Here is a 17,913-nt window from a genome sequence, read left to right as displayed (position 1 = left end):
GGCATGACGCCCACCTCGCTTTCGCCCGAGCAGGGCGTGCATTGCGGGATCAGCTTCGGGCAGATGTGTCGCTGGATGGTGGAGGATGCCTCATGCGGACGCTGATCGCCCGTCGCACGCCCGCCCAGAACAGCGCCCCGCGCGACCCGGCCCCGTCGCGGCTGACCTACCGGGCGCAGCGCCTGTGGCTGACGCCGCTGTTCCGTTCGCTTCTTCGCGTCGGGGTGCCGGCCTTCGTGATCGCGGGCGGCCTGGGGCTCTATGCCTCCGACCCCGGTAATATCCAGCGTCTTCAGGACAGCGTGGCCGAGATGCGCCGGTCGATCGAAGATCGGCCCGAGTTCCGCGTCACGCTGATGTCGATCGAGGGCGCGACCCCGGTTCTTGCAGAAGAAGTGCGCGCCACGCTGGCGCTCGACTTTCCCGTCTCGTCCTTCGATCTCGACCTTCTGAGACTGCGCGACAGGGTCGAGGAAATCCGTGCCGTCGAACGGGCCGAGCTGCGCGTGCGCGCGGGCGGAGAACTGGCGGTCACGATCACCGAGCGCCGCCCGGCGATGATCTGGCAGGCGCGCGAGGGCGTCTGGATCGTGGATGCGGGCGGCGAGCGTGTCGCGCCGCTGATGGCGCGCCCGCAGATGACCCATCTGCCGGTGATGTCCGGCGATGGCGCCAACCTGGCCGCCGACGAGGCGATGGCCCTCTTTGACGTGGCCCGCCCCTTGGGCGAGCGGCTGCGCGGGCTGGTGCGCATGGGCGAACGCCGGTGGGATGTCGTGCTGGCAGAGGGGCCGCGCATCCTGCTGCCGGCCGAGGACCCGGTGACCGCGCTGGAACGGGTGCTGGCGCTGCATGACGCACAGGAACTTCTGGATCGGGACGTGCTGCGCGTGGACTTGCGCGACGGCGAACGGACCGTGTTGCAACTGACCCCGCAGGCCCTGACCGAACTGCGCCGCATGCGGGAGCTGGACGAGACGATGGGAGAGCAGAACGGATGAGTATGCTGTATCATTCGCAGCGCGCCATGCGGGCCAAGCGCCAGGAAGCCATGCGCCGGGGCGTCATCGCCATTCTCGATATCGGCAGCTACAAGACCTCGTGCCTTGTGCTGCGCTTCGACAGCTCGGACGACCTGCGCCCCGCCGACGGGGTGGGGGCGATGGCCGGGCAATCCAATTTCCGCGTCATCGGGGCGGCGACCACGCGTTCGCGCGGGGTGCGCTTTGGCGAGATCGACACCGTTCAGGAAACCGAACGCGCGATCCGCACTGCCGTTCAGGCGGCACAGAAGATGGCCAATATCCGCGTCGATCACGTGATCGTCAGCTTCTCGGGCGCACGGCCCCGGTCCTATGGGCTGGTGGGCGAGACCAGCCTTCAGACCGGCACCGTGACCGAGTGCGACGTGGCCCGCGCGCTGGCGGCCTGCGACCTGCCCGATATCGGCGAGGGCCGCGAAGTGCTGCATGCGCAGCCTGTCAATTTCGCGCTCGATCACCGCTCGGGCCTGAAGGATCCGCGCGGCCATGTGGGCAACCGGCTGACCGCCGACATGCATATGCTGACCATCGACGCAAACGCGATCGAGACGCTGCTGCATTGCGTCAAGCGCTGCGACCTGGAACTGGCGGGCGTCGCCTCGTCGCCCTACGTGGCGGGCGTGTCGAGCCTGGTTGAAGACGAACAGGAACTGGGCGCGGCCTGCATCGACCTGGGCGGCGGCACCACGGGCGTGTCCATCTTCATCAAGAAGCACATGATCTATGCCGACACGGTGCGCCTTGGCGGCGATCACGTGACCAATGACATCAGCCAGGGCCTGCAAATCCCCGCCGCGGATGCCGAGCGCATCAAGACCCGCTTCGGCGGGCTGGTGGCCACCGGCATGGACGACCGCGAGCGGATCGACCTGGAAGGCGACACCGGCGACTGGGAACATGACCGGCGCGGTGTCAGCCGGGCGGAACTGATCGGGATCATGCGCCCGCGCGTCGAGGAAATCCTCGAAGAAGTGCGGGCGATCCTGGAGGATGCGGGGTTCGACCACTTGCCCTCGCAGCGTATCGTGCTGACGGGTGGCGGCAGCCAGATGCCCGGGCTGGACCAGCTGGCCAGCCGCATCCTGGGCAACCAGGTGCGTCTTGGCCGCCCGCTTCGGGTGCAGGGCCTGCCGCAATCAGCCTGTGGCCCGGCCTTCTCGGCGGCGGTGGGGCTCGCGCTTTTCGCGGCCTACCCGCAGGACGAATGGTGGGACTTCGAAGTGCCCGCCGACAAGTATCCCGCCCGGTCCTTGCGCCGCGCGGTCAAATGGTTCCGCGACAACTGGTAAGCGCGGACCAGAGGGGAGATCGGACCTCGCACCCATGGTGTGGGGCCCATCGAGTTACGCTATATGCGGGGTTGGCGGGCGAAATCCCGCCAATCGCACCCGATTCCAATCAATATTTCGCGGTATTCTGCCAATTTTCGCGTGACCTTAGCGGGTTAACGCGGTAGCATTTACGGCAAATCAGGCAGGAACCGGCCATCCGGCAGAAAGATCGGGGCCACAATCAAAAATGACAGGCGGACTTTCTAATGACCCTTAATCTGACCGTGCCGGATACCCCGGAACTGAAGCCGCGCATCACCGTTTTCGGCGTTGGTGGGGCAGGCGGCAATGCCGTCAACAACATGATTGACCAGGCGCTCGACGGCTGTGAATTCGTCGTTGCCAACACCGACTCGCAAGCGCTGGCACAGTCCCGCGCCACGAGCCGCATCCAGATGGGTGCGAAGGTGACCGAGGGTCTGGGTGCCGGTGCACGGCCCGCCGTTGGCGCCTCGGCTGCCGAGGAAAGCATTGAAACCATCGTCGACCACCTGGTCGGCTCGCATATGTGCTTCATCACCGCCGGCATGGGCGGTGGCACCGGCACCGGCGCGGCACCCATCATCGCGCAGGCCGCTCGGGAGCTGGGCGTTCTGACCGTCGGCGTGGTGACCAAGCCCTTCCAGTTCGAAGGCGCCAAGCGCATGCGCCAGGCCGACGAGGGCATCGAAGCCCTTCAAAAGGTCGTCGACACGCTGATCATCATCCCCAACCAGAACCTGTTCCGGCTGGCGAATGAAAAGACCACCTTCACCGAGGCCTTCTCGATGGCCGATGACGTTCTCTACCAGGGCGTCAAGGGCGTGACCGACCTCATGGTCCGTCCGGGCCTGATCAACCTCGACGTCGCCGACGTCCGCGCGGTGATGAACGAGAGGGGCAAGGCGATGATGGGCACCGGCGAAAGCGAGGGCGAGGATCGCGCGATCCAGGCCGCTGAGCGCGCCAGTGCCAACCCGCTGCTCGACGAGATCAGCCTCAAGGGCGCCCGCGGCGTTCTGATCAACATCACCGGCGGCTATGACCTGACCCTGTTCGAGCTGGACGAGGCGGCCAACCGCATCCGCGAGGAAGTGGACCCGGAAGCGAACATCATCGTGGGCTCGACGCTCGATACCGAGATGGAAGGCAAGATGCGCGTCAGCGTCGTCGCCACCGGCATCGATGCCGCCGAAGTGGTGCAGGACATCCCCGCGCCGATGCGCCGGATGCACACCGAGTCGATCGCCTCGGGCCGTGGCGCCGCCGCAATGGCAGCCGCGCCGGCCCCGGTCTTCGAGGAAGTGGACGAGGACGAGAACGCGCCGATGGAAGCGACCGCCGAGCCGAGCCTCTTTGCCCGCTTCGACGCCGAAACCGCGCATGAGCAGGCCGAGGACCTTTTCGAGGATGACGACGTTCCGGCACCGGCCTACCAGCCGGTTGCAGAGGCTCCGGCCCCGCAGCCGCGCGCCATGGAGCCGGCCGCAGACGAGTATGTCGCGCCCCGCGCCAATGCCGGGCATCCCTCGCCCGAGACGCTGGCCCGCCTGCGCGACGCCATCGCCAAGGACCGTCCGGGCAGCGCCCCGCGCGCCGTGGAGCCTGCCCCGCAGGCAGAGCCCGCCGCACGCAAGGGTGGCTTCGGCATCAACTCGCTGATCAACCGCATGACGGGCCATGGCGAAGATGCCCCGGTCCCGACGCAGCGCCGTCAGCCGAGCCTGCAATCGCGGGCGCATCACGACGAGGAACATGTCGATCCCGAACAGGATCGCATTGAAATCCCCGCCTTCCTGCGCCGCCAGGCGAACTGACCAAGCGTCACTTTGAAACAAATGGGGCCACCCGCCGGGGTGGCCCTTTTCCGTTGTAAATCAGGGCCATGGGCGCGGGTTGAAATGGTATTGGCAAGTTTCCGCCGACCGAATCCGGCTTTGTTGCAGCGAGTCACAATCCTTGAATTGTTAAACAGGTATGACAGGGGTAAGCCCTTGTTCACGTCAACGTCACCTTCGGGGAGCGCGGGCGTGCAGGGGACCGGATGCAAGTCTGCCAGGCCAGTTGGCTCGGGTCCTCTCCTGGGTGGGACAACGACTGGAGCATGCCTTGCAGGCAACCATCAGATCATCGGTTCAGTTCGCGGGCGCGGGCCTTCATTCCGGGCGTCCGGCGCGTCTGACCGTGCATCCGGCGGCAGCCTCCTTCGGCATCTGGTTCCGTCGTGTCGACATCACCGACCGCGACAACATGATCCCGGCCCGTTTCGACCTGGTTCCCAACAGCCAGCTTTGCACAAGCCTGCGCAACGATGCGGGCGTTGAGGTCTCGACCATCGAGCACCTGATGGCGGCCCTGGCGGGGTGCGGCGTGCATAACGCGCTGATCGAGATCGACGGCCCCGAGGTTCCGATCCTCGACGGCTCGGCCGCGCCCATCGTGCGCGGGCTTCTGTCCCGGGGCATCCAGGGGCAGGGCGTATCGGTCAACGCGATCGAAGTGCTCATGGAAGTGTCCGTCGAGATGGGCGAGGCCCGCGCCACGCTGCGCCCGGCCGACACCATGAAGATGAGCTTCGACATCGAGTTTCCCGACGCCGCGATCGGCCGCCAGAGCCGCCGCATCGAACTGTGCAACGGCCATTTCGTGCGCGAGCTGTGCGACAGCCGCACCTTCTGCCGCCTGTCGGACGTGGAGATGATGCAGGCCAATGGCCTCGCGCTTGGGGGCGTCCCCGGTGAAAACGCCGTGGTCGTCGATGGCGATGACGTGGTCAGCCCCGGTGGCCTGCGCCACGAGGATGAACCGGTGCGCCACAAGATGCTGGACGCGCTTGGCGACCTGGCCCTGGCCGGGGCCCCGATCCTGGGCGAATACGAAGGCATCCGGTCCGGCCACATGCTGACCAACCAGCTTCTGCGCAAGCTTTTTTCCACCCCCGGTGCCTGGCGCCTTGTGGAATGCACGCCCGAACAGGCCGCGCAGCTTCCCGGCGTGGACCTGCACCCCGAGGATCTGTCGGCCGTTGCGTGAAACGCAACAGAGGCGATTCAGGCGTTTTGCCCTCAGAATTAATGTGCTAGGACCAATGCCAGAGAGGGCAGGCGCGCAAGCCTGCCGCACGTGACTGATGAGGTTTCGGGCAATGAAACGGGGGCGGGGAGTGCTGGGATCCGGTATTAAGGCAGGTCTGGCCCTGTGTCTGCTTCTGTCCGTGTCTGCCTGTGGCGGTGGCGGCGGCTGGTGGAACCGCGGCAATGACGAAGTGCCGCTGGAGGAAATGGACGCACAGCCGATCTACCAGCAGGCCGAAGCCGCGCTGGAAGACGGTAACGCCGATCGGGCTGCCGAACTCTTCCTCGAAGTCGAACGCCTGCATCCCTATTCGGACTGGGCCCGCCGCGCGCTGATCATGGCGACCTATGCCTATCACCAGGACCAGGATTACGAGAACAGCCGCGCCACCGCGCAGCGCTTCCTCGATTTCTACCCCGCCGACGAGGATGCCGCCTATGCGCAGTATCTGCTGGCGCTGTCCTATTACGACCAGATCGACCAGGTGGGCCGCGACCAAGGCCTGACCTACCAGGCGCTGCAAGCGCTGCGGGTGGTGATCGAGCGCTATCCCGACAGCGAATATGCCGCTTCGGCGATCCTGAAATTCGACGTGGCCTTCGACCATCTCGCCGGCAAGGAGATGGAGATCGGTCGCTACTATCTGCGTCGTCAGAACTATGTTGCCGCCATCAACCGCTTCCGCGCGGTGGTGGAACAGTTCCAGACCACAAGCCACACGCCCGAAGCGCTGCTGCGTCTCGTCGAATCCTACCTGGCGCTCGGCCTGCCGCAGGAGGCGCAGACAGCCGCCGCGATCCTCGGCCATAACTTCCAGTCCTCGCCCTTCTACGACGACGCCTTCCGCCTGCTCAACAACCAGGACCTGGCGCCGGAAGCCGCGGGCGAAAGCTGGCTGCGCGAGATCTGGCAACAGACCGTGCGCGGGGAGTGGCTCTGACCGGCAGGGGAACTGGGGCCAGGGATGCTGCGTAGCCTCGACATCCGAAACATGCTGATCATCGACCGGCTGGAGCTGAGCTTCCAGCCGGGCCTCAACGTGCTGACCGGGGAAACCGGGGCGGGCAAGTCGATCCTGCTCGACTCGCTTGGCTTCGTCCTGGGCTGGCGGGGTCGGGCCGACCTGGTGCGCGCAGGTGCCGAGCAGGGCGAAGTGGAGGCGGTTTTCGACCTGCCCAAGGGCCACGGGGCCCATGCGGTGCTGGAAGATGCGGGCCTGCCGGGTGGCGAGGAGCTGATCCTGCGTCGGGTGAACACCGCCCAGGGGCGCAAGACCGCCTGGGTCAATGACCGGCGGGTGTCGGGCGAGGTGCTGCGGGCGCTTTCGGACACGCTGGTGGAACTGCATGGCCAGCAGGATGACCGGGGCCTTCTGGACCCGCGCGTGCATCGCGACCTGCTGGACGAATTCGGGGCGCTCGGGCCCCTGCGCGACGAGGTGGCGGGGCTGTGGCGCGCGGTTTCGGGCGCGGCGCGGGCGCTGTCGGCGGCCGAGGCCGAGGCGGCCGAGCTGAAGGCCGAGGAGGATTTCCTGCGCCACGCGGTGGCCGAGCTTGACGCGCTCGACCCGCATCCGGGCGAGGAAGAGGAGCTCGACGCGCGCCGCCGCCTGATGCAGGGGGCCGAGAAGATGCGCGCCGACGTGGCCCGCGTGATCGAGGCGCTCGGGCCGCAGGGCGGCGAGGGCGCGCTTGGCGATGCGCTGCGCTGGATGGACGGGTTGTCGGACAAGGCGGAAGGCGCGCTGGAGGCCCCGCTTGCCGCGCTGGAGCGTGCGCTTGTCGACCTGGGCGAGGCGCAGGCCGGGGTCGAGGCCTTCGCGGACCAGCTGAGTTTCAACCCCGCGGAGCTGGAAGAGACCGAAGAGCGGCTCTTCGCGCTGCGGGCGCTGGCGCGCAAGCACGGGGTGCTGGCCGATGAACTGGGCAATTTCGCCGGGGAGCTGCGCACGCGGCTGGAGGCGCTGGACAGCTCGGCCGCGCATCTCGATGCGCTGAAGGCTGACCTGGGAAAGGCCCGCGCGGCCTACGAGGCGGCGGCAGGGCGGCTGAGCGCGGCGCGGGCCGAGGCCGCGCTGCGGCTTGACGCCCGCATCATGCAGGAGCTTGCCCCGCTCAAGATGGAACGGGCGGTTTTCGTGACCGAGATTGCCGCCGCCGATCCGGGCCCCACGGGGCAGGACTCGGTGACCTTTGCCGCGCGCACCAATCCCGGCGCGCCGATCGGCCCGCTCAACCGCGTGGCCTCGGGCGGGGAACTATCGCGCTTCCTGCTGGCGATGAAGGTCTGCCTGAGCGAACGGACGAGCGGCCTGACCATGATCTTCGACGAGATCGACCGGGGCGTGGGCGGTGCGACCGCCGATGCCGTCGGCCGCCGGCTGGCTTCCCTCGCCGAGGGCGGGCAGGTCCTGGTGGTCACCCATTCGCCGCAGGTGGCCGCGCTTGGCGCGCATCACTGGCGAGTGGAAAAGCGCGTCGAGGGCGAGATGACGCTGAGCCGGGTGGTGCCGCTCGATGCCGCGGCACGGGTGGACGAGGTGGCGCGGATGCTGTCGGGCGACACCGTTTCCGAAGCGGCACGCGATGCGGCGCGGGCGCTTCTGACCCCGTAAGCGGTTTCGCCGCGCGCCCCAGGCGCGTTGACCGGGGAGCGCGGCTCGTCAACCTCCGCTTGCGCGGAGGCATCCTCGCCCCGCAGCTGCCGCGGGCAAGCGGCTCCGACATCGCGATTTTCATGGGCGGCAAAAGCGGTTAGGGATGGAATGGAGGCCCCGCCAAGCACGTGCGGGCCAGGCGAGAGACGAGGAGCACGCCGGTGCAGGGCGAGCGACAGCCATTCCTGCGAGAGCAGCTGAGCCAGGCCGTGACTGCCGCGCGCGGGGGCTGGGAGGTGCTGCGCCACAAGGGGCCGAGCCAGGTGCAGTTCTGGTTCATCGCGCTGGCCGTGGGGATTGCGGCGGGCTTTGCGGCGCTCTTCTTTCGCAAGGGCATCGACTGGCTGCAACGCTCGATCTACGGGGTCGAAGACCCGCGCATGCTGCACAGCTTCGCCGAGGGCCTGCCCTGGTTCCTGATCCTCGTGGTGCCGATCATCGGTGGGCTTGTCGTGGGGCTGATCCTGCATTGGTTCACACCCGATGGGCGCGTGCGCGCGGTGGCCGACGTGATAGAGGGCGCGGCGCTTGCCGATGGCCGGGTCGAGCAGAAGGCAGGCCTTGCCTCGGCGCTGGCGTCGCTCATCACCCTGTCCTCGGGCGGTTCGACGGGACGCGAAGGGCCGGTTGTGCACCTGGCCGCGGTCATCTCGTCACGCGTGTCGGACTGGATCCGGGCCGACGGCATCACCGGGCGCGACCTATTGGGCTGCGCGGTGGCCGCGGCTGTCTCGGCCTCCTTCAACGCGCCCATTGCAGGTGCCCTTTTCGCGCTGGAAGTGGTGCTGCGCCACTTCGCCGTGCATGCCTTTGCCCCCATCGTCATCGCCTCGGTTGCCGGCACCGTCATCAACCGGCTGGAATTCGGCGACATGACCGAGTTTCACCTCGGGTCGGACAGCGCGCTGCAATTTTACGTGGAACTGCCCGCCTTCCTGATCCTGGGCCTGCTGGCGGGCGTCATCGCTGCCGTCTTCATGCGGGGTGTCTTCTGGGCCGATGACCTGGGCACGCTGGTGCAGCGCCTGACGGGCATTCCGCGCTGGCTGCGCCCGGCGCTGGCCGGGGCGCTTCTGGGCGGGATCGCCATCGCCTTTCCCCATATCATCGGCGTGGGCTACGAGACGACCTCGGCGGCGCTGACGGGGCAGCTTCTGCTGCACGAGGCCATCGTCTTCGCGGTGCTCAAGGTGCTGGCCGTGGGCATCACCATCGCGGGCCGCATGGGCGGCGGGGTCTTTTCGCCATCGCTGATGATCGGCGCCCTGACGGGCCTGGCCTTCGGCCTGATCGCGACGGGGATCTTCCCCGATGTCTCGGGCTCCGAAACGCTCTATGCGCTCGCCGGGATGGGGGCGGTGGCCGCTGCCGTCCTGGGCGCGCCGATTTCCACCACGCTCATCGTCTTCGAACTGACGGGCGACTGGCAGACCGGTCTGGCGGTGATGGTCTCGGTCTCGCTGTCGACGGCGGTGGCCAGCCGCATGGTCGACCGCTCCTTCTTTCTCACGCAACTGGAGCGGCGCAATATCCACCTGGCGGCAGGACCCCAGGCTTACCTCTTGTCCATGTTCCGGGTGGGCAAGGTGATGCGCCCGCTGGATGACGCGCGCGGGCTGGACAGCGAGGCGTTGCTGACCTTGATCGAGCAGGGGATCTATCTTGACCGGAACGCGACGCTGGAACGCGCGATGCCGATCTTCGAACGCACCGGGCTCGACATCATTCCGGTGGTGACGCTGGCCCCCGGCGATGCGCCGCCCGCGCTGGACGGGGCGCTATACCAGGTGGATGCGCTGAAAGCCTATAACCGGGCGCTGGCCGCCACGGCGGCGGAAGAGCATAGCTGAGCCGATTTGGCTCATGACCGGTTGCAGGGGGGCAGGGGACGAATTCGCCCGAAGATGCTACTGCCCCGGCTGCAAGAGCCATCACGGGTGAGGATCAGAGTTTCTCGACCGCGACCATGTTGGGGTAAAAGGCCAGATAGCCCGCGATCTCGGCGACCTCGGCATTGGGGGCCTCGTAGCTCCAGGCCGCGTTCTTGATGATGTCGCTCTTGGTCACGATGGAATAATAGGTCGCGTCGCCCTTGAACGGGCAATGGCTGGTCTGTTCGGACCGGTCGAGGAAGGCCATGCCGATATCGTCGCGGGGGAAGTAGATGACGGCAGGATAGTCGCCCTCGGTCAGTTCCAGCGCGTTCTTCGATTCCCCCAGAACCGCGCCGCCTGCGCGCACAACCCAGGTGCCGGCTGCCTTGCGAATCTTGATGTGGCTGGTCATGTTCTGTCCCTCTCCCTCGTCCCTTGCATATCTGCTTGCCGTCGGTCTGACGCGCCTTCGTGACAGGGATATGTCACAGGGGCGCCGTGGCACGCTCCAGCCATGCTACCGTGTCGGGCGGCAGGTGCGGGCGCAGGATTTCGACGGTGCGTGCATGATAGGCGTCAATCCAGGCGATTTCGTCCCCATTCAGCGCCTCTGCGTCAATCAGACGCCGATCTATCGGGGCCCAGGTGATGGTTTCGAATTCCAGCATCTCGCGCGGGTCGCCACCGGGCAGGGGCGGGGCCTCGCGCACCACGATCAGGTTCTCGATGCGGATGCCGAACGCGCCCTCGCGGTAATAGCCCGGCTCATTGGACAGGATCATGCCCGGTTGCAGGGGCAGGGTGGAGACGCGGGAAATGCGCTGCGGGCCTTCATGCACCGACAGGTAGACGCCGACGCCATGCCCGGTGCCATGGTCGAAATCGCGCCCTGCCTGCCAGAGCGGCATCCGCGCCAGGGAATCAAGGTCGCGCCCCGCGATCCCCTTGGGAAAACGCGCGCGGCTGACCGCGATCATGCCGCGCAGAACCTGGGTGAAGGCGCCGCGCACCTCGTCTGACATCTCGCCCACGGCCAGCGTGCGGGTGATGTCGGTGGTGCCGTCCTGATACTGCGCGCCCGAATCCACGAGGTAGACCTGCCCGGGCCGGATCGGCGCGTTCGAGGCGTCGGTCACCCGGTAATGGGGCAGCGCCGCGTTGGCTCCGGCGGCGGAAATCGTGTCGAAGGAGATGTCGCGCATGGCCCCCGTCTCGGCGCGGAAATCCTCCAGCGCTCGGACGCAGTCGATCTCGGTCAGGTCGCCCGCAGGGGCGGTTTCGTCGAACCAGTGCAGGAAGCGCGCAAAGGCCGCTCCGTCGCGGATATGGGCGGCGGTGGTGGCGCGGATCTCGGCCTCGGTCTTGCGCGCCTTGGGCAGGATGCAGGGGTCTTCGCCCGGGGCGATCTCGACCCCGGCGGCCTCCAGCACCATGCGCAGCTTGTGCGGCGCGCTGGCCGGGTCGAGCCGCACGGGCCCCTTCAGCGCGGCCAGGGCAGTCTCGAACTCGTCCCAGTGTTTCAGGGTGATGGCGGGATCGGGGCCAAGTGCCGCGAATTTCGCGGGTTCGCTGAACAGCGTCACGTGCCCGCTCGCCTCGAGGATGGCGAAAGCCTGCACCACCGGCAGATTGGGCAGGTCGCCGCCGCGGATATTGAGCAGCCAGCAGATGGAATCGGGCAGGGTCAGCACCGCTGCCGCCTGTCCCGCCCGGGCCAGGATCTGCGCGATCTCGGCGCGCTTCTCGCCCGATGTCTTGCCCGCGATCTCGGCCGGAAACGCCTCGGCCGGGGCATCGGGGCGCTCCGGCTGATCGGGCCAGATCGCGTCGATGCGGTTGTCCACGGGCCGCAGAGTGATCTGCGCGGGTCCAAGGGCGGCCTCCAGCCGGTCCACCTCCTGGCTGGTGTGAAGCCAGGGGTCGAAGCCCACGGCCCCGCCCTGCGGCAGATGCTCTTTCAGCCAGTCCTCCAGCGCGGTTTCGGGCCAGTTGACCGGTGTGAAGGCCGTGCCCGCCACCTGCGCCTTGACCTGCACCCGGTAACGCCCGTCGACGAAGACCCCGGCCACCTCGGGCAGGACCGCGCAGAACCCGGCCGATCCGGTAAAGCCGGTCAGCCAGGCCAGGCGTTCATCACGCGGGGCCACGTATTCGCCCTGGTGGGCATCGGCGCGCGGCACCAGGTAGCCGGACAGACCTTCGCGGGCCATGTCATCGCGCAGGGCGGCCAGGCGCGGCGGGCCCTGCTCGGGCCGGGTTGCGGCGGAAAAGGACTGGTAACGGGTGGGGCTGGTCTGTGTCATGGCGCGGAGCCTGCACCGGCGCAGGCGCTTTGTCCATCGCTTCCCTGCGGGACGCCCGTCCTTTCCGGCCGCCCGGTGAACTCCCGACAAGTTTCCTAAAAATGTCCTTCTTCTTGGCGAAAATACTCCGGGGAGCGCGAGGGGCTGGCCCCTCGCTCCCGTCCTGTCCGCATGCGCATCCGGGGGAGGTCTCAGCCCGCCTTCTTCAACCCCAGGAACCGCGCGCGTGCGCGCGGGTCGCTGTCGAAGAGCGAGGCCAGCTGCTCGGTCATCGCCCCCGCCAGCTGCTCGGCATCGGTGATGGTCACCGCGCGGTCGTAATAGCGCGTGACGTCATGGCCGATCCCGATCGCCAGAAGCTCCACCGCCTTGCGTTTCTCGACCATGGCGATGACATCGCGCAGGTGCTTTTCGAGGTAGTTCGAGGGATTGACCGACAGGGTGGAATCGTCGACCGGCGCGCCGTCGGAAATCACCCTCAGGATCTTGCGCGCCTCGCGGCGGGCCAGCATCCGGCGATGCGCCCATTCCAGCGCCTCGCCGTCGATGTTTTCCTTCAGCAACCCCTCTTTCATCATCAGCCCGAGGTTGTCGCGGGTGCGGCGCATGGGGGCGTCGGCCTGCTTGTAGACGATGTGGCGCAGGTCGTTGAGACGGCCGGGCTGCTGCGTGCGGCCCTCGGCCAGCCATTCCTCGCGCGACTTGCCGCCCTTCCAGGCGCGGGTGGTGAAGCCCAGGATTTCCACCTTCACGTTGCAGCGTTCCAGCGTGCGCGCCAGGACGTCGGCACAGATCGCGGCGATGGAGATGGGCCGGCCGCGCATGGAGCCGGAATTGTCCAACAGCAGCGTTACCACCGTGTCGCGGAACTCGGTATCTTTCTCGACCTTGAACGACAGCGGCGTCGTGGGGTTGGCGACAACGCGCGCCAGGCGGCCCGCATCGAGGATGCCCTCTTCGCGGTCGAACTCCCAGGAACGGTTCTGCTGCGCCTGAAGCCGGCGTTGCAGCTTGTTGGCCAGGCGGCTCACCGCGCCCTTCAGCGGCTCCAGCTGCTGATCGAGATAGGCGCGCAGGCGTTCGAGCTCCTGCGGCTCGGCCAGCTCCTCGGCCGAGATCTCCTCGTCATGCTCGGTCGTGTAGACCTTGTATTCGGGATCGGCCTCGGAATGGGGGGCGGGGGGCGGCGGCTCCAGCGGGGCTTCGCCCTCGGGCAGCTCGGTCTCCTCGGCCTCTTCCATGTCGCCCTGGTCGTCCATCTCGACCGAGGCCTGGCTGGCATCCTGCTGCTCTTCCTGGCTCTGCTCGGGGCTGGCATCGGCCTGTTCGTCCTGGTCGTCGTCGGCCTCGCCGGTGGAATCGGGGTTCTCGTCGTCGTCCGATTCCGCCTCGTCCTCCTGGTCCTCGTCGATGTCGTCGGGGTCATCGCCCAACTGGTCGCCATAGCCCAGGTCCTCGATCAGCTGGCGGCTGAGCTTGGCGAAGGCGGTCTGGTCGGACAGCACCCTGTCGAGATTGTCGAGCGTATCGGCACAGCGGTCCTCGATGAACCCGCGCCAGAGCTCCATCACGTTGGCCGCCTCGGGCGGCAGATCGCGCCCGGTGGCGAGGTGACGAATGAGATAGCCCGCCGCCACCGAAAGCGGTGCGTCGGCGGCCTGGCGGATCTCGCCATAGCCCTTGCGCCGCGCGTCATTGCCGATCTTGGCGTCGATATTGCCCGCCGTGCCCGGCATGTGGCGTGCGCCCATGGCCTCGCAGCGGGCGGTTTCCATCGCCTCCATCAGGTCGCGCGCCATCTGGCCCTGGGGGGCATAGCGCGCGGCGGTGGCGGTGTTGTGATACTTGTGCTTGAGCGCGAAGGCATCGGCCGTGCCCCGCGCCAGCAGCACCTCGTCGCGCGTCATCCGGCGGCTCACCTGCGGCAGGCGCACGGAATCGGCCGACTGGCCCGGCGGATCGACCGAATAGGTGACCCCAAGCTCGGGGTCGTCGGCCATGACGCGGGTGGTTTCGGCCAGAGCCTTCTTGAAAGGATCGGCGGGATTGTCCGAGGGCTTTTTCATGAGCTTCATATATGCACCTCTTCCGGGCGGCGAAAAGGGGCGAAATGCGCAACGACTGACCCGGCCAGGGCCTGCGGGGGCCGGTCAGGCGGGGAAGGGAGCCGGACAGGGGCCCGTCACGGCAGGCGCTGCCAGTAAAGCTCCTGCACGGCCCGGCAGGGGGCGGGCATCTGCTGCGCGGTGCCTGCGGTCAGGGGCGGCGGCGCCCCGGCCTGGCCGCCAGCGGTTTCCTGCCCCGTCTCCTCGCCGCTTTCGGGGTCCACCCAGTAGGCCGAGCTGGTCCAGCTGCCTGCCGCGTAATCCATGTCGCAATCGTAACCGCCCGAGGTGATCCGGTCGTAGCTGGAATAGCTGAACCCCATCAGGTGAAAGCCATCCTCGTGCCAGCCGATCCGCAGGGTCTGAAACCAGGGGGTGCGACCGATGCCGGATTGTTCCGAATGGAGCAGAAGCTGCCGCCCGGTGGTCTCTTCGAGGCTGGGGGACATGCCCCACATGGCGCCGTTATAGACCGCGCCGCGCAGCACCAGAAGCGGCGTGCCGCCGCCCTCGTGCCGCCTGCGGTCGGTCAGGATGACCAGGTCTGCCGCGTCCGGGTGGCTTTCGCTTTCGAGCAGGATCACCTGTTCGCAACCGTTCGAGGGGTGCAGGTCGATGCACAGGCTGTCGATCAGCCGGGGCAGGGTGGCGGCCTCGGACGGGGGCAGGTCCTGTCCGTAGGCCGAACCGGTCAGAAGCGTGCCCAGAAGGGCGAGGGGCAAAAGGCGCATTGAAAACGATCCCTGTCGGTCAATGCGGACAGGATAGTCCGAATGGCCCACGCGTGAAACCTGCGCGCGGTTACTCGGTCGCGGCAGGCTCCGGCTCGCCGACCAGAACGGCAAGGCAATCCTCGTTGTCGGCCATGTACATCGGGTCTTCGGCGAAGGCGGCGTTGCCGGCCTCCATGTTGGCTTCGAACCGGGCGCGATAGGCTTCGGTCAGTGCCATGGCTTCCTCGGTCGCGGCGTCGCGCGCGGCCTCGCGGTCCATCCCTTCGGTTTCCACCATCGCGTTGACGGCCGTCATCAGCAGCAGCGCCACGATATTGTTCACCTGCTCCTGCATCGCCTCGTCGATCTGGTCGCCGAGCGTGGCGGCGGAGGAGATGAAGAAGGCCGCGCAGCGGGTGCCGATATAGGACATGGGCGCACCGTCTCCGACCTCGTCGCGCAGGGCCTGCATCTCTTGCGCGGGGAGGGGCGCGGCGAGGGTCAGGGCCAGAAGGGCGGCAAGGCTGGCGGTGCGAAGGGGCATGGCTGGATCCTGGTGCGAGGTGGCGTTCGCGCGAGCCTAGCAGGCCGCCCCTGAAGGGGAAACCGCCTATCGCAGCCGGGCGCACCAGCCGATGCGCCGCCCGCCCGCATAGGGCACCGCCAACCCCTCGGCAATCAGCGTCTGCGCCACGTCGCGGCCATCGAGACGCAGCACCACCAGCGCCCGTCCGTAGCGGTCGGTCCCGTGATAGCTTGCGTCGATGCGCCCGGCCGCCGTCACCAGCTGCCGCAGCCGCGCCTTTGCCGCCAGCCCAAGGCGTCGCTCGGCGGCACAGCCGGGGCGGCTGATCTCGGGCGTGTCGAACCCCATCAGCCGTGCGCGGTCCGTGCCCCGGCCCGGACAGGTCAGATCGACCGTGTCGCCATCAATGACACGCCCGACCGAACAGCCCGGGTCGGGGGGCACGTCAGGGGCGCGCGGGGCAGTCGGGATACAGGCGGCCAGCAGCAGCATGCAGGCCAGAACGCGAAGCGGGCGGATCATGGGAAAACCTTTCGTTAACGAAGGTTAAGTTCCCGTGACCCGCCCGTCAAACAGCGTGTTCACAATTGGTTAAGGCTTGCGCGCGTCCGTCAGCCCAGGCTCATCGAAGCTGCGCTTTCGGGCAGTTCCTCGTCGAAGCAGCGCTGGTAGAACTCGGCAACGGTCTGGCGCTCCAGCTCGTCGCACTTGTTGAGGAACGAGAGCCGGAAAGCATAGCCGACCGAGCGGAAGATCTCGGCGTTCTGCGCCCAGTTGATCACGGTGCGCGGGCTCATCACGGTGGACAACTCGCCATTCATGAAGGCGGTGCGCGTCAGGTCCGCCACGGTGACCATCTGGCTGACGGTCTGGCGGCCCTTCTCGGTGTTGTAATGCGGGTTCTTGGCCAGCACGATCGCGGTTTCCGCGTCATGGCTGAGATAGTTCAGCGTGGCGACAAGGCTCCAGCGGTCCATCTGCGCCTGGTTGATCTGCTGCACGCCGTGGTAGAGCCCCGTCGTGTCGCCCAGGCCCACGGTGTTGGCGGTGGCGAACAGCCGGAAATAGGGGTTCGGCGTGATGATCTCGTTCTGGTCCAGAAGTGTCAGCTTGCCGTCATGTTCCAGCACGCGCTGGATCACGAACATCACGTCGGGGCGGCCGGCGTCGTACTCGTCGAAGACGATGGCCACGGGATTACGCAGCGCCCAGGGCAGGATGCCTTCGTGGAACTCGGTGACCTGCTTGCCATCCTTCAGCTTGATCGCGTCCTTGCCGATCAGGTCGATCCGGGAAATGTGGCTGTCGAGGTTCACGCGCACGGCGGGCCAGTTCAGCCGCGCAGCGACCTGTTCGATATGGGTCGATTTGCCGGTGCCGTGATAGCCCTGGATCATCACGCGGCGGTTGTGGCTGAAGCCTGCAAGGATCGCCAGCGTCGTGTCAGGGTCGAACTTGTAGGTGTTGTCGATCTCGGGCACGCGGTCAGTGCGCTCTTCGAAGCCCTTGACCTTCATGTCGGTGTCGATGCCGAAAACCTCGCGAACAGAGATTTCTTCGGTCGGTTTCACGATATTGCTCATCTCTCTCGCGCCTTCTTCGCTGGTCTTCGGCTCCGCCGCATGGTGTTGCACGATAATCCGGGGGCCTGCAAGGGGCCGCGGGCCGGGTCGTTGCGGCAGAGGTAGACCGGTGCAGCCCTGCCTCAAGAGCCGCCCGCGGCAATCGCGCTGCCCGCTGCATGGCCCGAGGACCAGGCCCATTGGAAATTGTAGCCGCCAAGCCAGCCCGTGACGTCCACGACCTCGCCGATCAGGTAAAGCCCGGGGCGGAGCTGCGATTCCATCGTGCGCGAGGACAGCTTGTCGGTCGCCACGCCGCCAAGCGTGACCTCGGCGGTGCGGTAGCCCTCGGACGAGGTGGGCGTGAGCCGCCAGTCTCGCGCACTGTCCTCCAGCGCGCGCAGGGCCTTGTCGGACTGGTCGCCCAGGTTACCCGTCAGGCCCCAGTCCGCCGCCAGGTGCGCGACCAGCGCGCGCGGCAGGATGTCGGCCAGAACCGTGGTCAGCGCCGTCGCGCCATCTGTCTGCCGGCGCGCGCGCAGCGCTTCGTAGAGGGGCGTATCAGGGGCGAGGTGCACCGAAAGGCTGTCGCCCTCGCGCCAATAGGACGAGATCTGCAGGATCGCGGGGCCGGAGAGGCCGCGATGGGTGAACAGCATCGCCTCGTCGAGGCTGCCCCCGTGGCAGGTGACGCGCGTGGGCACGGATGTGCCCGCAAGTGCGGCGAAGGCGGCGTTGCGGGCATC

General features: G+C 67.5%; 15 protein-coding genes and 1 pseudogene. 8 read left to right on the top strand and 8 right to left on the bottom strand.

Going from position 1 to position 17,913, the window contains the following annotated elements; all coding sequences use genetic code 11:
* The 8 genes and pseudogenes from ACEQXV_RS12460 to ACEQXV_RS12425 form a co-directional block, all read left to right on the top strand.
* Positions 1–105: pseudogene (locus ACEQXV_RS12460) on the top strand (D-alanine--D-alanine ligase); the annotation flags it as partial.
* Entirely contained in the window at positions 93–1,001 is a 909-nt protein-coding gene (locus ACEQXV_RS12455) for a cell division protein FtsQ/DivIB (protein WP_370269476.1), read from the top strand. The pseudogene ACEQXV_RS12460 and the gene ACEQXV_RS12455, both read left to right, overlap by 13 nt.
* Positions 998–2,332 (top strand): cell division protein FtsA, encoded by a 1,335-nt coding sequence (gene ftsA / locus ACEQXV_RS12450; protein ID WP_370255475.1) that lies wholly within the window; start codon positions 998–1,000, stop codon positions 2,330–2,332. Before ACEQXV_RS12455 ends, ftsA begins: the two co-directional genes overlap by 4 nt.
* 248 nt (positions 2,333–2,580) lie before the next feature.
* On the top strand, positions 2,581–4,170 hold the full coding sequence (gene ftsZ / locus ACEQXV_RS12445) for a cell division protein FtsZ (RefSeq protein WP_370269474.1): 1,590 nt from the start codon (positions 2,581–2,583) through the stop codon (positions 4,168–4,170).
* 292 nt (positions 4,171–4,462) lie between these two features.
* Positions 4,463–5,386: a UDP-3-O-acyl-N-acetylglucosamine deacetylase gene (gene lpxC, locus ACEQXV_RS12440; protein WP_370269472.1), complete on the top strand. Its 924-nt coding sequence runs from the start codon at positions 4,463–4,465 to the stop codon at positions 5,384–5,386.
* Positions 5,387–5,498: 112 nt separating this feature from the next.
* Complete coding sequence (locus tag ACEQXV_RS12435) at positions 5,499–6,368, top strand: outer membrane protein assembly factor BamD (protein ID WP_372525780.1); 870 nt, start codon at positions 5,499–5,501, stop codon at positions 6,366–6,368.
* Between the two features lie 24 nt (positions 6,369–6,392).
* Positions 6,393–8,042, top strand: coding sequence for a DNA repair protein RecN (recN, locus tag ACEQXV_RS12430; protein WP_370255470.1), 1,650 nt, complete (start codon positions 6,393–6,395; stop codon positions 8,040–8,042).
* A gap of 203 nt (positions 8,043–8,245) precedes the next feature.
* The gene (locus tag ACEQXV_RS12425; protein ID WP_370255468.1) at positions 8,246–9,934 is read left to right on the top strand and encodes a chloride channel protein; all 1,689 of its coding nucleotides are present in this window, start codon (positions 8,246–8,248) and stop codon (positions 9,932–9,934) included.
* A gap of 94 nt (positions 9,935–10,028) precedes the next feature.
* Here ACEQXV_RS12425 and ACEQXV_RS12420 read toward each other — a convergent pair whose 3' ends face one another.
* From ACEQXV_RS12420 to ACEQXV_RS12385, 8 genes are all read right to left on the bottom strand, one after another.
* Entirely contained in the window at positions 10,029–10,370 is a 342-nt protein-coding gene (locus ACEQXV_RS12420; RefSeq protein WP_370255466.1) for a DUF427 domain-containing protein, read from the bottom strand.
* A 73-nt stretch (positions 10,371–10,443) separates the two neighbouring features.
* Positions 10,444–12,261: an aminopeptidase P family protein gene (locus tag ACEQXV_RS12415; protein WP_370255465.1), complete on the bottom strand. Its 1,818-nt coding sequence runs from the start codon at positions 12,259–12,261 to the stop codon at positions 10,444–10,446.
* A 191-nt stretch (positions 12,262–12,452) separates the two neighbouring features.
* Positions 12,453–14,327, bottom strand: coding sequence for a cobaltochelatase subunit CobT (gene cobT, locus ACEQXV_RS12410; RefSeq protein WP_370269478.1), 1,875 nt, complete (start codon positions 14,325–14,327; stop codon positions 12,453–12,455).
* 116 nt (positions 14,328–14,443) lie between these two features.
* A complete protein-coding gene (locus ACEQXV_RS12405) occupies positions 14,444–15,097 on the bottom strand; it encodes a hypothetical protein (RefSeq protein ID WP_370269471.1) in 654 nt (217 codons plus the stop codon).
* A 70-nt stretch (positions 15,098–15,167) separates the two neighbouring features.
* Complete coding sequence (locus tag ACEQXV_RS12400) at positions 15,168–15,623, bottom strand: hypothetical protein (protein WP_370269469.1); 456 nt, start codon at positions 15,621–15,623, stop codon at positions 15,168–15,170.
* Between the two features lie 66 nt (positions 15,624–15,689).
* Complete coding sequence (locus ACEQXV_RS12395; RefSeq protein ID WP_370255461.1) at positions 15,690–16,127, bottom strand: thermonuclease family protein; 438 nt, start codon at positions 16,125–16,127, stop codon at positions 15,690–15,692.
* A gap of 89 nt (positions 16,128–16,216) precedes the next feature.
* Positions 16,217–17,188, bottom strand: a complete 972-nt coding sequence (gene cobS / locus ACEQXV_RS12390; protein ID WP_370255460.1) for a cobaltochelatase subunit CobS — start codon at positions 17,186–17,188, stop codon at positions 16,217–16,219.
* Between the two features lie 122 nt (positions 17,189–17,310).
* Positions 17,311–17,913: NAD(P)/FAD-dependent oxidoreductase (locus tag ACEQXV_RS12385; RefSeq protein WP_370269467.1), on the bottom strand; the 603-nt coding region annotated here is incomplete at its 5' end.

It is taken from the genome of Nioella sp. (assembly GCF_964229645.1).
Taxonomy (GTDB): domain Bacteria; phylum Pseudomonadota; class Alphaproteobacteria; order Rhodobacterales; family Rhodobacteraceae; genus Nioella.
The sequence above is the reverse complement of the archived record's forward strand: the minus strand, read 5'-3'. Positions and strand labels throughout refer to the sequence as shown.

Excerpts from the sequence above, each read along its gene's own strand:
- ACEQXV_RS12455 (WP_370269476.1), top strand. The coding sequence starts at position 93 with ATGCGGACGCTGATCGCCCGTCGCACGCCCGCCCAGAACAGCGCCCCG.
- ftsA (WP_370255475.1), top strand. The coding sequence starts at position 998 with ATGAGTATGCTGTATCATTCGCAGCGCGCCATGCGGGCCAAGCGCCAG.
- ftsZ (WP_370269474.1), top strand. The coding sequence starts at position 2,581 with ATGACCCTTAATCTGACCGTGCCGGATACCCCGGAACTGAAGCCGCGC.
- ACEQXV_RS12435 (WP_372525780.1), top strand. The coding sequence starts at position 5,499 with ATGAAACGGGGGCGGGGAGTGCTGGGATCCGGTATTAAGGCAGGTCTG.
- recN (WP_370255470.1), top strand. The coding sequence starts at position 6,393 with ATGCTGCGTAGCCTCGACATCCGAAACATGCTGATCATCGACCGGCTG.
- ACEQXV_RS12420 (WP_370255466.1), bottom strand. The coding sequence starts at position 10,370 with ATGACCAGCCACATCAAGATTCGCAAGGCAGCCGGCACCTGGGTTGTG.
- ACEQXV_RS12415 (WP_370255465.1), bottom strand. The coding sequence starts at position 12,261 with ATGACACAGACCAGCCCCACCCGTTACCAGTCCTTTTCCGCCGCAACC.
- cobT (WP_370269478.1), bottom strand. The coding sequence starts at position 14,327 with ATGAAAAAGCCCTCGGACAATCCCGCCGATCCTTTCAAGAAGGCTCTG.
- ACEQXV_RS12405 (WP_370269471.1), bottom strand. The coding sequence starts at position 15,097 with ATGCGCCTTTTGCCCCTCGCCCTTCTGGGCACGCTTCTGACCGGTTCG.
- ACEQXV_RS12400 (WP_370269469.1), bottom strand. The coding sequence starts at position 15,623 with ATGCCCCTTCGCACCGCCAGCCTTGCCGCCCTTCTGGCCCTGACCCTC.
- ACEQXV_RS12395 (WP_370255461.1), bottom strand. The coding sequence starts at position 16,127 with ATGATCCGCCCGCTTCGCGTTCTGGCCTGCATGCTGCTGCTGGCCGCC.
- cobS (WP_370255460.1), bottom strand. The coding sequence starts at position 17,188 with ATGAGCAATATCGTGAAACCGACCGAAGAAATCTCTGTTCGCGAGGTT.